The organism is Bacteroidota bacterium, from assembly GCA_016715425.1.
In the GTDB taxonomy this organism is placed as follows: domain Bacteria; phylum Bacteroidota; class Bacteroidia; order Chitinophagales; family BACL12; genus JADKAC01.
Genome location: JADKAC010000005.1, coordinates 217319 through 232984, shown reverse-complemented (window position 1 = coordinate 232984; position 15666 = coordinate 217319). Strand labels below are relative to the sequence as shown.

Annotated in this window: 9 protein-coding genes; 3 read left to right on the top strand and 6 right to left on the bottom strand. The window is 34.2% G+C overall.

Features of this window, described 5'->3' with window-relative positions:
• Together IPN31_06885 and IPN31_06880 are read right to left on the bottom strand one after the other, a co-directional pair.
• A complete protein-coding gene (locus IPN31_06885) occupies positions 1 to 1092 on the bottom strand; it encodes a M42 family metallopeptidase (protein ID MBK8681620.1) in 1092 nt (363 codons plus the stop codon).
• Between the two features lie 52 nt (positions 1093 to 1144).
• Complete coding sequence (locus IPN31_06880) at positions 1145 to 2653, bottom strand: acyl-CoA carboxylase subunit beta (GenBank protein MBK8681619.1); 1509 nt, start codon at positions 2651 to 2653, stop codon at positions 1145 to 1147.
• Positions 2654 to 2898: 245 nt separating this feature from the next.
• Here IPN31_06880 and IPN31_06875 point away from each other — a divergent pair, with 245 nt between their 5' ends.
• Positions 2899 to 5337, top strand: coding sequence for a TonB-dependent receptor (locus tag IPN31_06875; GenBank protein ID MBK8681618.1), 2439 nt, complete (start codon positions 2899 to 2901; stop codon positions 5335 to 5337).
• A gap of 128 nt (positions 5338 to 5465) precedes the next feature.
• Positions 5466 to 5894 carry a hypothetical protein gene (locus IPN31_06870; protein MBK8681617.1) on the top strand — a complete coding sequence of 143 codons (429 nt, stop codon included), beginning with the start codon at positions 5466 to 5468 and terminating at the stop codon, positions 5892 to 5894.
• 15 nt (positions 5895 to 5909) lie between these two features.
• On the opposite strand, the gene IPN31_06865 is transcribed toward IPN31_06870, so the two are convergent.
• From IPN31_06865 to IPN31_06855, 3 genes are all read right to left on the bottom strand, one after another.
• Positions 5910 to 6614, bottom strand: coding sequence for a response regulator transcription factor (locus IPN31_06865; GenBank protein MBK8681616.1), 705 nt, complete (start codon positions 6612 to 6614; stop codon positions 5910 to 5912).
• A gap of 89 nt (positions 6615 to 6703) precedes the next feature.
• Positions 6704 to 7699, bottom strand: a complete 996-nt coding sequence (locus tag IPN31_06860; GenBank protein MBK8681615.1) for a HAMP domain-containing histidine kinase — start codon at positions 7697 to 7699, stop codon at positions 6704 to 6706.
• 64 nt (positions 7700 to 7763) lie between these two features.
• Entirely contained in the window at positions 7764 to 11486 is a 3723-nt protein-coding gene (locus IPN31_06855) for a HAMP domain-containing histidine kinase (GenBank protein ID MBK8681614.1), read from the bottom strand.
• Between the two features lie 139 nt (positions 11487 to 11625).
• On the opposite strand from IPN31_06855, the gene IPN31_06850 reads away from it, so the two are divergent.
• Positions 11626 to 14547 (top strand): TonB-dependent receptor, encoded by a 2922-nt coding sequence (locus IPN31_06850; protein ID MBK8681613.1) that lies wholly within the window; start codon positions 11626 to 11628, stop codon positions 14545 to 14547.
• Between the two features lie 280 nt (positions 14548 to 14827).
• Here IPN31_06850 and mazG read toward each other — a convergent pair whose 3' ends face one another.
• On the bottom strand, positions 14828 to 15604 hold the full coding sequence (mazG, locus tag IPN31_06845) for a nucleoside triphosphate pyrophosphohydrolase (protein MBK8681612.1): 777 nt from the start codon (positions 15602 to 15604) through the stop codon (positions 14828 to 14830).
• Positions 15605 to 15666 lie beyond the last annotated feature (62 nt).

The window sequence follows — 15666 nt, the reverse complement described above, 5'->3', positions numbered from 1 at the left end:
TTATAAATATTTATAATTATATCCCGGCTTCAGCGAAATCAATGTGTTATAAATTAAATTAATAACACTCTCCACATCCTCTTTATGCGCACACTCCACAGTTGTATGCATATAGCGCAATGGCAATGAAATCAAACAAGTGGGCACACCACCTCTGCTGTATGCAAATGAATCCGTATCCGTTCCTGTAGAACGAGAAGCCACATCTTTTTGAAAAGGAATTTTATTTTTATTGGCAGCATCTTTCACCAACTGTAATAATTTATTATGCACTGCCGGACCTTTCATTAATGCAGGTCCCTGTCCTATTTTAATATCGCCTTCCAGATTTTTACTAATCATTGGTGTATTGCTATCATGACACACATCAGTAACAATTGCAACATCAGGTCTTATCGTATGTGCCATCATTTCGGCGCCACGCAATCCAATTTCTTCCTGCACAGAATTTACAATGTATAACGCAAAAGGTAATTTCTTTTTATTCTCTTTTAATAAGCGAGCAACTTGCGCAATCATAAATCCACCGATGCGATTATCCAATGCTCTGCCCACAAAATATTTTTCATTTAATACCATGAAGTCATCATCAAATGTAATTACATCACCTACCTGAATGCCGAGTTTTTCAACTTCTTTTTTACTTGTTGCACCGCAATCAATAAAAATATTTTTCAGCTCAGGCATATCTTCTTTTCCCGGACGACGAGTATGAATCGCAGGCCATCCAAACACACCTTTTACAATACCTTTTTCAGTATGAATATTCACTCGTTTTGAAGGTGCTATAAGATGATCACTACCACCCACTCTTTCTACATAAACAAAACCATCTTCATTAATAAAATGTACTGCCCATGCAATTTCATCGGCATGTGCTTCTATCACAACTTTATATTCTGCTTTGGGATTTATTATTGCGGCAACAGATCCATAAGTATCACTGAAATAAGTATCACAATATTTTTCTATATACGATAACCAAATTTTTTGACCTGCGACTTCATATCCGGTTGGTGAAGGATTATTAATATAATTTTTAAGAAATTCTAATTCTTTAGGACCAATAATATTTTTTAAAACTGTAGGCATTATAGATATTTTCAATTATAATTATAGAATGGATTGTAAAGGAAATAGTTGTTTACAATGGAATATTTGCATGTTTTTTTCTCGGACGATTTACTGCTTTATTTTGCAACATCTCAAAAGCTTTCATCACTTTAATTCTGGTTTCAGAAGGAAGAATAACTTCATCCACAAAACCACGATAAGCGGCTCTGTATGGATCGGCAAAAGTAGTGGTAAACTCTGCAATTTTTTCCTGCAATTTTTCTTGCGGATTTTCTGATTCTTCAATTTCTTTTTTGAAAATAATTTCTGCTGCACCCTTTGCTCCCATCACTGCAATTTCTGCTGAAGGCCATGCAAAATTCATATCCGCACCAATATGTTTTGAGTTCATCACATCATACGCACCACCGTATGCTTTACGAGTAATTACAGTAACTCTCGGCACTGTTGCTTCACTGAATGCAAATAATAATTTTGCACCATTGGTAATTATTCCCCGCCATTCCTGATCTGTGCCGGGAAGAAATCCCGGAACATCCTCAAATACTAAAAGAGGAATATTAAAACAATCGCAGAACCTAACAAACCTTGCCGCTTTACGAGAACATTCTATATCCAACACACCCGCAAGAACAGCAGGTTGATTTGCAATAATTCCAATACTTCTTCCACCGATAAAAGCAAAACCGGTAACTATATTTTCTGCATACGCCTGATGTACTTCAAAAAAAGAATCTGTATCCACCACTTCATAAATTACATCACGCATATCATAAGGCTGATTTGGATTTTCAGGAAGAAGTGTAGTAAGTTTTTCTCTTTTTTCATCACCTAAATTAAATGCATATACAGGTGTTTCCTCTTCACAATTTTGCGGAATATATTGCATCAGTTTTCTAATCTGTAATAAAGTTTCTGCGTCATTGGGAGCGGTAAAATGTGCAACACCACTTTTTGTACTGTGAGAAGATGCACCACCTAATTCTTCACTCGTCACTTCTTCATGTGTAACTGTTTTTACCACATTCGGTCCGGTAACAAACATATAGGAAGTATTTTCTACCATAAACACAAAATCTGTAATAGCAGGTGAATACACTGCACCGCCGGCACATGGTCCCATGATAGCAGAAATCTGCGGAATAACACCACTGGCAATTGTATTACGGAAAAATAATTCTGCATAACCGCCCAATGAATTTACTCCTTCCTGAATTCTTGCTCCACCACTATCATTCAATCCAATTATTGGTGCTCCATTTTCCATTGCAAGATCCATAATGCGACAAATTTTTTCTGCATGTGTTTCACTAAGTGAACCACCAAATACAGTAAAGTCTTGTGCAAATACATACACTAATTTGCCGTGAATTTTTCCATAACCTGTAACCACACCATCACCATAAGGTCTGTCCTTCTGCATGCCGAAATCATGACTTCTATGGCGCACCAACATACCAATCTCTTCAAATGAACCGGTATCCATAAGTAATTCTATGCGCTCTCTTGCAGTTAATTTTCCTTTTTTATGTTGTGAATCAATTCGTTTTTGGCCGCCACCAAGCATGGCTTCATCCATTTTTCCTTGCAGTTTTTGTATTTTTTCTTTCACTATAAATTCATTGTAAGTGGGAAAAATACTAAATACTCCGCATCTTAAAGAATAAAAAAATCTATTTCATTTTTCTATTTTCCCTATAAGACAGAATTATAAATGTTATAAAACGTTAAATCAAATCTGATTCACACTCTATTAGGAATAAAGCCATCAATAAACATGAACTTTACATTTCAAGAATTGTAGTGTTGTTTTAAAGTTGATAAATGATAAATATTAAAAAATTCTGTTTTATTTTTTTCTTATTGAGTATGCAAACCATGTATGCACAAAGTGATTTTAAATTAATTGGAAAAGTATTGGATAATGATACTAAAAAGCCAATTGAGTTTGCAGCCGTTGCTATAAAATCCATTTCTGATTCATCTGTAATTACAGGCGGAATAACCGACGAGTCTGGTAAGTTTTCAATTACTCTTTATGAAGAAGGCAGTTATATTGTAGAATCAAATTTTGTTGGATATTCTATTGCAGATAAGGTGGTGAATGTTTCCGGAAATTCAACTAATGCCGGAGAAATATTTATGACGGTGAGTGCAGCAAATCTTGATGATGTAGTTATCACTGCCGATAAAACTTTTTTCCAAAACAGCATTGATAAAAAAGTATATAATCTGGAAAAAGATATTGTAGGTAGCAGCGGAACCGCTACTGAGGCATTGGCAAATATTCCTTCTGTTACTGTTGATATTGATGGTAATGTTGCATTACGTGGAAATTCCAACGTCACCATTTTTATTGATGGAAAACCTTCCGGACTTATGGGCAACAGCATGGTTGCGATACTGGATCAAATTCCCGCATCCTCCATCGAAAGTATTGAAGTGATTACTAATCCATCAGCACGTTATGATGCCGAAGGCTCTGCTGGTATTCTCAATATAGTTTTGAAAAAAAATAAACAACTCGGACTTAATGGAAACGTAATTCTGGGTGTAAATACCTATCCCGGTTATGATGCTTCAGCAACATTAAATTATAGAAATAAAAAATGGAATTTATTTGGTACATATTCCTATATGAATTCGAATCGTGATGGTGAAAGTTCCGTGTATAGAGAAACATTTTATGAAGACACAAGTTTTTATTTAGATCAAACCGGAAATAATGAAAATAAAAATTTAACCAACTCCTTACGTGGCGGTTTTGATTATTATATCAACGATAACAATACGTTCAGCCTATCCGGGTATTTTGGTACGCACAATTCCGATGGCTCCGATCTTACACATTATGATTTCAAAGATTTCGAACAAGTGCTTTCATCCATGAGCGACCGTACGAATACAAGCAGTGGCGAAAATATAAATTATAATGCGGTGATGAATTACAAAAAGATTTTTTCAGGTCCGCAACATACACTTTCAGTAGAAGGATATTTTTCGAATGGCAATGGTACTGATCTAAATAATTATTACGAACAAATAACAGATCCTGCTAATCTGCCAATTGGTTTGCCGATTCAGCAAAATATAAATTATGATGATAATGATCAAAATATAAATGCACAGGCAGATTATGTGCAGCCATTTGATAACGGCAATAAATTTGAAACTGGTGTAAAGTATACACGCCGCTATAATGACAATGATCAGTTTGCAGAAAATTTTGATAATGTGATTAATGATTGGGTAGAAAACGATTCTATTTCCAACCGTTTTATATATGATGAAAATGTACTTGCAGCTTATGGTATTTGGAATTCCAGTTTTAATAAATTCGGATATCAGATTGGCTTGCGTGCAGAACAAACCTATGTATTTACAGAGTTAGTAACAACGGATGAAAATTTCAAAAACGATTATTTTAAAGTATTTCCCAGCTTGCATATGCGCTATCAATTTTCGGAAGGTTCTGAATTATATGGTAGCTATTCAAGACGCATGAACAGACCACGTTCCTGGTTTTTAAATCCATTCCCGGATTATTCTGATCCCTACAGCTATCGGGTTGGTAATCCATTTTTATTACCTGAAAATGAAGACTCTTATGAGTTGGGATTTTTGCAGACTTGGCAAAAACATTCCTTATCTGCCGCAATTTATTTTAAGGATACAAAAGATGAAATTTCTTCTTTCACACAAGTGGATACTTCCGGTGTTTCTGTTACCACATTTGTAAATTATGATTATGAAAAAGAATACGGCATCGAGTTAGTATCCCGTGATGAATTTACCCAATGGTTTAGCATGACTTCCAGCATTAACATGGGACAAGTTTTTGTAAGTGCCGCAAGCACACAAGAAGGATTAACGAATAGTCAAATGAATTACAACATCCGATTAATGCCTTCTTTTAAAATAACAAAACAAACATCCTTTCAAGTAACTTTTAGTTATTGGACACCTTGGGCAATGGCGCAGGGAGATATGAAACCATTTGTATTTATGGATGCCGGTATTCGATCTGATTTCTTTCAAAACAGACTTACATTAAATCTTTCTGCAACAGATATTTTTAATACAAGAGAATTCAGTGGCAACTCATATGGTACAAATTTCAATCAGGAGTTTTATCGCAAGAGAAATTCACAAGCATTAACTCTTAAAGCCACTTACAAATTTGGTCAACAGGATTCTAAACGCAAGAGCGGTGGCCGCACGGATATGGATAATGGTGATGGCGGTGGATATGAAGGATTCTAACAATTAATTTCAAATATTTTCTGAGTGATGTCAATCATGGTGCATATTGATATGCATCATCTTATTTTCTTTAAATCGCTCTTATATTTGATTGTGAAAATATTAAATAAACATTTAAAATAATTCAGTTGAAAAATTCTTTTATATTAGTTTGGTTGGTTTTGATTGCCCATACCATTTATGGGCAATCGCTTTTAGAACTTGCAGGTACATGGGAAGGCACAGGGCATATAGCTGTAGATTGGTGCTCTCAGGATACGCTGAAGTTTCATTTGATAATTACCACCGATGGTGATGTAAATGGGAATATTGGTGATGCACTAATTACAAGTGCTGAAATAACTCAAAATAATAATATTGAAAATGCATATCTCATCATTGCAAAACTGAAAGGCTCTGTAATTGAGTGCGAAGGAATTTCAAGAAGTACAATGCGTATCGAGTTGTTGCGCAATGGTGAATTATTGGAAGGTAATTTTCAATCAAGTGGAAAATTATTTGGTAAAAAAGAGGATGGCATTTTAAGTGGAGCGAATCTCATTCTTAACTATCCTTGATTTAATATGTGTTATTTACACATTCACCGCTTCCACAAACTTATATCCTACACCACGAATAGAATGAAAGAATACCGGATTCTTAGGATCCTCTTCAAAGTACTTTCTGAATGCAAGAATAAAATTATCAATAGTGCGTGTAGAAGGATATACATCATAACCCCAAACAGTTTGTAAAATATGTTGTCTCGAAACCACTTCATTTTTTCTATCAATAAGTAATTTCAAAAGTTTTAATTCTTTGTTGGTGAGTTTCAATGTGCCTCGCACTCCTTGCGCTTCATAAGTTACAAAGTTTACACTGTTACTACCAAAATGATATTCATTAATCTCATCATTTGCACCGGAGGGTTTCACACTGCGCTTGATAAGAATTTTTACACGTAATAATAATTCTTCGAGGTTAAATGGCTTGGTCATATAATCATCGCCACCAGTTTTCAGTCCTTTTATTTTATCCTGAGCTGTATCCTTTGCAGTAAGAAATAAAATAGGAGTTTCAGAATCTTCAAGACGCAACTGTTCACATACATCATAGCCATCCATTTCAGGCATCATCACATCAAGTATTACAAGATTAAAGCGTTGCTCACGAAATGTTTTAATTGCCTTTGTACCATCTCCCACAGCTACTATTTCATATCCTTCTAATTCTAAATTTAATTTTAGATTTTCTCTTATGTGATCTTCATCTTCAACAATCAATATGCGGTATAACATAGATTTTTTTTTAGTTTGTAAAATGTTTAGTAAAAATACGCCTTGACTAAAGGTTTAGTTTGTCATCTATGTCATCAGATTGTTATATGTTAGGATACCAATGGTAATTGAATTTCAAATACAGTTCCAACCGGTGTATTATTGCTCACCTGAATGGTTCCTTTATGAATAAGTACAACCTGTTTAACAATAAACAATCCTAAGCCTGTGCCTTTTGTAGATCTAGTTTCTTCTCTTCCAATCCTATAAAAGCGATCGAATATTTTTAATTTTTCTTTTTCATCAATGCCAATTCCGGTATCCGAAACAATACAAGTACAATGATGATCATTAGAAAATAACTTCACTGCAATTGTAGCATGTAGTCTTGAATACTTATACGCATTTTCCAATAGATTATTAAAAACAGATGTAAGTGAAAACCTATCGCCATTCACATAAATATCTTCCTGAATTTCAATAATAAATTTGCGTTCGTCTTTATATTTATTTAAAAACCTATTTGTAATTTCTTTTATTAATTCCGAAATATTTACCGCATCAGTATCCCACATAAAATTACTGCTATCCATTTTTGATGCGAGCAAAATGTTTTCAACTAATGCTTCCAAACGATCAATATCATCCAATGAAATGGTGGCAAGCCGTTGCACTTTTTGTGTTTCCAAATTATGCTTATGCAGTGTTTGCATAGAAAGTTTAAGTGACGCAAGTGGTGATTTCAATTCATGAGTAATAGAAAGCAAGAAGTTATTTTGTTGTTGGGTAAGTTGAATCTCTTCCTGAAAGGTATTGCGAATGCGAATAAACCCAAGTGCAATCAAAGTAATAAAAATCACACCTTCACCCATCAGCATATATTGTTTGCGCATATAATCGCTGTGAATTTCTTCAAACACATCCGTATCTAAAAAATCATCTGCAGAGTTTCCCCTCATTATGTACTCAGCCTGATCTTTTGCAATAAGTGCTCTGTAATTTTCACGGTTATTATTCTGCAAAATATACATCCACCATGCAAAAGAGCTAATGATGTAAATAAATACAATTAGAAAGAATAAGCCGTATTTATATTTAAATCGCATTACTTAGGGATACAGATTTGTTTTGATTTCATGATGTATAATAAATTTATCGTTCTTTAATTTTTTATTCTGCCGCCATTTTCATCAATGGTAATTCAATATAAAATGTAGTGCCTTTATCTTCTTCCGATTCAAACCAAATAAATCCATTGGCAGACTCCACAATGTTTTTTGTAATAGCCAAACCGATTCCCATCCCCGAACTCTTGGTTGTAAAATTTGGAACAAATACTTTATCCCGATAAGATTCCGGAATACCCGCTCCATTATCGCTAATAGAAATTGAAGCTTTATCATCTGTATGTTCAAGCTCAATTACAATGTTGCCATTTTTATCATCAGGAATTGCCTGTAATGCATTTTTTAAAATATTATTAAATACACGAATCATCTGATTTTTGTCGGCCCATACAAACAAGTGTTCTGAAACCAAATGTGTTTCCAGATTCACATGAGCAGTTTCATTAAATAAAGCAGTAACGTTTTCGATAATCTCATTCAGACAAACAGATTCATTTTGGGTTTTAGGCATTACTGCAAAATTTGAAAACTCCGATGCGATAAATGATAAGTTATCTATTTGTTCCAGCAATGTTCTTGACACTCTTTCTGTCAACGGTTTTATATTATCCTGATCGGATTGTAACGCCCTTTGCAAATGCTGAATACTTAAACGCATTGGTGTTAATGGATTTTTTATTTCATGCGCCACTTGCTTTGCCATATCCCGCCATGCACTTTCTCTTTCTGATCTCGCCAATAAATTTGCACTCTGTTCCAGCTCTTGCAACATCTTATTGTATTCATTCACCAACAATCCTATTTCATCATTATGTTGCCAAAAAATCGGTTCGTTTTTAGTGCCGAGTTTTATGTTTTTAAATGTTCCGGTAATTGCAGCTAATGGACGTGTAATACTGCGAGAAACCAAGTAAGCAATAATACCTGCCATCACTAATAAAATCACATACACATTGATGAGAGCTACAAGGAAACTGGATATTTCCTGACGTAAATTTTGCTCCGTTGCAAAGTATGGCAAATTCAAATAAAACATTACTTCCCCACCTTCACTCAACACCGGAACATACGCAGATAAATATTTTAAATTACCGATATGTTCATTTTGTATATACCATGTTTCTTTCTCGCAAGTCATTTTAAAAAATGCAAGTGGATTCATGTTTCTAGAAATTAATCCACGATTAAAAATATCCGGTTGAGATGAAACCAATAACCCACCTCCTGGACCATAGATATTAATATCCATATCGTGAATTTCCGATAATTCATTAATGCGGTTCGAAACTTTGCGCAAGGGAGCATCTGTTCCTTTGCGATCAATATTTACTATTCTGTTATCATTAATTACCAAATCTAAATTGGTTTGTACTGCTTCAATTTTTGTAAGTAATCCATCCCGATGCGAAATATTATATTGATTGGTAATATAAATAACAGTTGCTACACCTAATGTTATAAAAGCAAGAATAATTAAACTGATTACCGACACCTGAATTTTATTTTGCAATGTAGTATCTAACCATTTATAGATATCTATTTTGCCACTCAACATTTTTACACCTACATCAATACCAATCACCAGAAAAGTAAAAATGAGATAAAAGAAAAACAGAAATGAAAAATAAGAAACCGGTTCTAATAATGTTCTGTTTGCATCCGACACCACTACTTTTTTTATATCGTTTACCCGATACACCAAATGTTTATAGCCATTAATTGTTTCTTCGGCAAATTCATTTTCCTTATCCACATAAAACACATCCATAATTGGGTACGAATACGCCCCCGATCTTTCCACAAGATTATTATTGTAATATACTGCATAGTTAAATTGATCAAAACTTCCGGGCACTTTCAAATCATCATCTATCAATAATTCGGGATACAAACTTCTGCTATTGTATCGGCGAGGAATTAATTCGACAAACACATTTACATTCTCCACCTTATTTTGTAACACCGGTATATCCGCTAAATAATAATAGTTGCCGGTGTTATCATTTATAAAATACAAATTTGGTGAAGCGGTATATTCTCCATTATATTCAATTGCTTCTTTTAATTTTTTGAAAACAGGAACCTTATTTGTCGTCGCACTTAAAAGTGAATCGTCTTTATAAATAAAAATATTGCTATCGTATTTTTTAAAATAACTGGTTTGCAACTCCTGACGAAACTGATTTAATAGGCCGGGCTTAAATACTTTGTGTAACATGCCTTTATCAATCAGCTCTGCTGACTCTAAAGAAGAAATTTGAAGCGCCAGTCTTCTGCCAATTTCCATTTGTTCTTCATTAAATAAATATTCTGTCAGAGCATCTTTTTCATTCGATTTCTTAATCGCATATAATCGTTTATTCTCTTCTGATTTTTGTGCAATAGCTTTACTCAACAACAATGCGCTGAAACCCGATGACACCAATAACCATAGCAATAAAGAAGGAAAAGACAACAATGCAATCCTACGTGTTTGAGTAAATAAATATACTATAGCAACGAGTGCAACTAATACTATAAACTGCACTTCATAATGATTGCGCAGAACAGAAATAATTATGGAAATAATAATTGTTGGTAATAGAATCCAAACAGCATATTGATTAATCTTTTTTGATTGCCAGATTAAATTCAAGCAGCGGAATGCTATTAATAAAAAACTGAGAAACAGTATTGCAATAACTATGAACGCAGCCAGACTAAAGAAATCTAATGAAAAGAAATTATGAATATTAAAGGAGATTGCAGAATCCAAAACCATCCCATTAAAGAAATGTACAAACACCCAGCCGGTGAAAACAAAAATCAATACACTAATTATTTTGTTTATGCGTGTGGAATTTACAAACGGAAATTGTCGGTAAAAGAAAATTGCAAATGCAAAAAATAAAATGGATTTGATAACTAATTCACCAAGTGAAGTTGCAAACCCGGAAGATGCATAATTATGTGGATCAAATAATTCCAATTGATTAAACAACACATGATAAAATGCTACTTTAATAATTAAAAATAACAATACCAGACTTGCCACAAATAATAGAGTTACAACACCCTTATTAAAATTTTGTGCTGCATACACGGCAATATCAAACAAAAGAATAATGCAAATGATACCCATTATTAAAAAGCCGATATATAATAATGCGGGATAATTTGCAGTGACTTCGCTTGCAGTATCTTCCGAAACATAAAAAATAACCGCACCGGAAAGATCATGCACAGGAAAAGTAAAATCTGTTGGACGGATACTGATATGTAAATAAGAAGGCACATGTAATCCTTCTGTTTTTATATTGGTTAAATATTTATTGTGAATACCATATTCAAATTGAATAGGTAAAAAACCAATTGTACTGATTCCTGAATTTCCAAAATCATGTCGGAATAAAATATAGCTCCCGTTGGATTCTGTAATTAGCAAAGGCGCAGTGCCTGCATTAATTTTTGCCTGCACCGGAATTATGCTGTTGTTTGTCCACATCACTGCGGAATCATTTTCATATACAACTATGCCGTAAGGAAGAACTGTAAATTTTTTAAACTCATCAAATGTATAGGAGTCAGTTAATAACTTACTCACCATTATTTCATCTGCAATGTGGGTGCGGATATCAGGTTCTATTGCACCTAACTCTGCTTCAATATGCTTTGCCTGTACCCACGGTTTTATGGCAAGAGTTCCATTGCGATATGCCCACAATGAGCTTATCAATGCAAGAATAAATAGAATAATGAGCAATAAATATTTATGTGAAATCTTCAAACCGAACTTTCTTATTTGCTATGGAATTTTTTTTCAGCATCACTAAAATTAAAGATAGACTGATTCTAAACAATAATTGTGCTTGCAATTTCAAAATTAAGTTTTATTATTATGTGTAAAATCAAAAATGAATTTGCTTATGAAATACGCTTACACACTTTTAGCTATCCTTCTTATTTGCAATTTTTCGAATTTGCAAGCACAAAACACAAGAACCATTACCGGCAGAATAGTAGATGCCAACGATAATGAAACTTTGCCCGGAGTTGGTATTTTTTGCAAACAGGACAATTCCATTGGTACCGTTTCCGACTTGGATGGAAATTTCACATTGGAGATTCCTGCATCCACTACAGCAATTATTTTTCGCAGTGTCGGATATGAAGAAATGGAAGTTGCTTTGGGCAGTTCCAACAAAATTGATGTTCGATTAAAATCTGCAAATTTAAATTTGGATGCAGTGGTAATTAGTGCATCTCGTAAATCAGAAAAAATTCTGGATGCACCTGCTTCCATCAGTTTAATTACAACAAAACAAATTGAAAATACAGTTGCCATTACTCCAACTGCAAACTTAAAAGGTGTGCCGGGAGTGGATATTATTAATATGGGTTTGGTACAATCCAGTGTGGTAACTCGTGGCTTTAATAATATTTTTGGTGGCTCACTGTTAACGATGGTTGACAACAGATATGCGGCTGTTCCTTCGTTGCGTGTAAACATCAATATGTTTATTCCAACTGATAATTCTGATCTTGAACGTATTGAAATATTAAGAGGTCCGGCTTCTGCACTGTATGGACCTAATTGCGCAAATGGTGTATTGCACATGATTACAAAATCACCTTTGCAACAAGATAAAAAATATATGACCACAATTAGTTTAGGTGGAGGTTTTCGTGGAAAAATTAGTGATACAATTGCTATTGCAAATCCGATTGATCCTTCCACAGGTTCTGTATTTGCAAATTATACTCCTGAGTTTGATTACGAAAATCTTGGTGATAGAACAATGTATTCTATGGCATTGCGACATAGCGGAAAAGTTTCTGAAAAATTTGGTTATAAAATTTTAGGCACTTACTTCACAGGCACGGATTGGAAATATGATGATCCTCTCGAACCACAATATATTGTGAAAGGAAAACAAACTACTGATGGTAGAGAAACTGTTGGTGATTCTGTTTTAAATGCTAGAGATTATACAATTAATAAAATCGGAATGGATGTAAGACTTGATTTCAGTCCGAAGCCGGATATGCAATTAATTGTTGCTTCCGGATTAACACAAAACAATACAATTGAAATGACAGGCATTGGTGCAGGTCAGGGAATTGACTGGAAATATTATTATGGTCAGGTGCGATTTAATTATAAAAAATTATTTGCACAAGTATTTATGAATGGAAGTAATTCCGGTGAAACGTATTTGTTACGCACAGGAGATTTAATTACTGACCTTTCAAAATTATATGCAGGTCAAGTGCAATATTCATCCACAGTGATGAATGAAAAATTAAATCTTATTTATGGTATGGATATGATTCTTACTCGTCCGAATACAGATTATACAATCAATGGTCGTTATGAAGACGATGATAATATCAATGAGTTTGGCGCATATCTGCAAGGTGATTATCGCTTAAATGAAAAGTGGCAATTCATAGCTGCTCTTCGTGGCGACTATCATAATTTTGTTGAAGATATTTTCTTTTCTCCTCGTGCTGCAATTGTTTACAAAGCAGATTCACGCAATACATTCCGCTTAACTTTTAATCGTGCGTTTAGCGCACCATCCAGTAACAATTTAAATCTTGATATTTTGCAATTAGCAGACTTAGGTGGTCTTGGAGAATTAGGTCAGGGCTTTTATGGTTTGGACTATTTGCCTTCTATTGGTGTACGTGCAAGCGGCAACAGACAAGGATTTACATTTGCTTATGATGATAATGGATTACCTATGTGGCATTCTCCTTATTCGCAAGCAATTGGCGGATTGCAAAATGATTATTATTCATTAGATGGTAATAACACTTTAAATAATATGACATGGGATATGGGTATGGAATTATTATTTCAAGGATTTGCTGAGGCAACAGGTTTACCCACAGCACAAGTGAAATTATTATTCGGCCCATTAATTCCGGATGATATTTCGAATGTATCCAACGAGTTGCGTTTATTAAATCTTACTACTGCAGAATTTGATGTAATTGATCCTTCCAACGTTCAGGATTACGGAACAATTTTAAACTCTGCAACCACTACAATTGAAGCAGGATGGAAAGGTGGTTTATTAAATGATAAATTGTTTGTTACAATAGATGCCTATACAACTACAATTTATGATTATGTAAGTCCGCTGACGAATATTACACCAAATGTTTTTCTTGATCCAACTACTTTAGCAAGTGATATTGCTCCACAAATTACTGCCGCATATACGGATCCTACAAATACAATTGCTGCAAATTTATTAGATGGTGCATTAGGTGACGGAACTCCTGGAAGTGGTCTGGAGCCTTTTATTAATCAAGTTCTTGGAGCAGGTTCAGGTGTGCCGATGGGTACTGTAGTTCCTACCCAATTTAATGATGCATCTATTTATGTTACTTATGTAAATCTGGGTGATGTAACTGTGTTTGGTGCCGATCTGGGTGTTACTTATTATGCTACTGATGATCTTAGATTATCGTTAGGATATTCTTGGGTGAATAAAGATTCTATTCCTTTGGAAGGTGCGCAATTGGGTTATGTAGGATTGAATGCACCTAAAAATAAAGTAGCTGTAAAAGCAAGTTATGATATTAATCCAATAGATATGAATGTTGGAATTACATTCCGTTATCAGGAAAGTTTTCCTGCAAACTCGGGAGCATATGTTGGCACTGTAGAAGCAAATCATGATTTAGATCTTACTTTCAATTATATGCCACCATGGTGGGAGAATTCTATGTTCTCGATGGTGATAATGAATATTTATAATCATGAGCAACAATATTTTGTAGGTGCGCCGGAAATTGGTCGCAGCATGTTTGTGAAAGTGATGAAAACTTTTTGAGGCTTGGCATTCTCAAAGAATACGCCTTTCGGAAGAAATTTCGAAAGGCGTTTTGTTTTATTTTTAACTGCAAAGAGCCCAAAGTTTTTTCGCAAAGGGCGCAAAGGTTTTTTGGGGAATTGACAATAGACAATTGACAAAAAAAAATTCATTACTGATTAATCATCACTCACTAATTGGCTATTAGCTATTTGCTGTTGGCTTAAAAAACTTTGACCATTGACAAAAAACTCATTACTGATTACCCTATACTCGATACCCGCTACCCGATACTCACTTTTCACCTTTTTGCTTCATTCCAAAACACATCCATTTCTTCCAACGTCATATCATTTAAATTTCTGTTTTGTTCTCTTGCTTTTTCTTCAATGTATTGAAATCGTTTTATGAATTTTAAATTGGTTAACTCCAATGCATTCTCCGGATCTACTTTTATAAATCGGGAAAGATTAATAAGTGAAAACATTAAATCACCAAACTCTTCTTCCAATCTTTTTGCATCGGGATTTTCGGATAATGCAATTTCTTTAAACTCCAAGAGTTCTTCATCCACTTTTTCCCAAACCTGTTGTTTATGTTCCCATTCAAATTTTACTTGTGCTGCTTTTTCCTGAATGCGATATGCTTTTATCATTGCGGGTAATGATTTAGGAACACCTTGCAAAATAGATTTCTTTCCTTCTTTTAATTTCAATTGCTCCCAATTCTTTTTCACTTCTTCTTCATCAGCCACTTTTACATCACCATAAATATGCGGATGACGATGAATTAATTTTTCACATTGTGCATTCAATACATCTGCAATATCAAACTCATTTTCTTCAGATGCAATTTTTGAATAGAAAAGTATGTGCAACAGAATATCACCAAGCTCTTCTTTTATTCCTTTAAAATCAGAAGCTGTAATTGCATCCACTAACTCATAAGTTTCTTCAATAGTGAGATTGCGAAGTGTGTGTATCGTTTGTTTCTTATCCCAGGGGCATTGCGCCCGCAGCTCATCCATAATGGTGAGCAATCTTTCAAATGCTTGTTTTTTTTCTTCTGTATTATGCATTGTCGAACTTTAAAAATGATGACTTGTTAAACTAATATCGAATAAGCCATAATGGCTTTGTA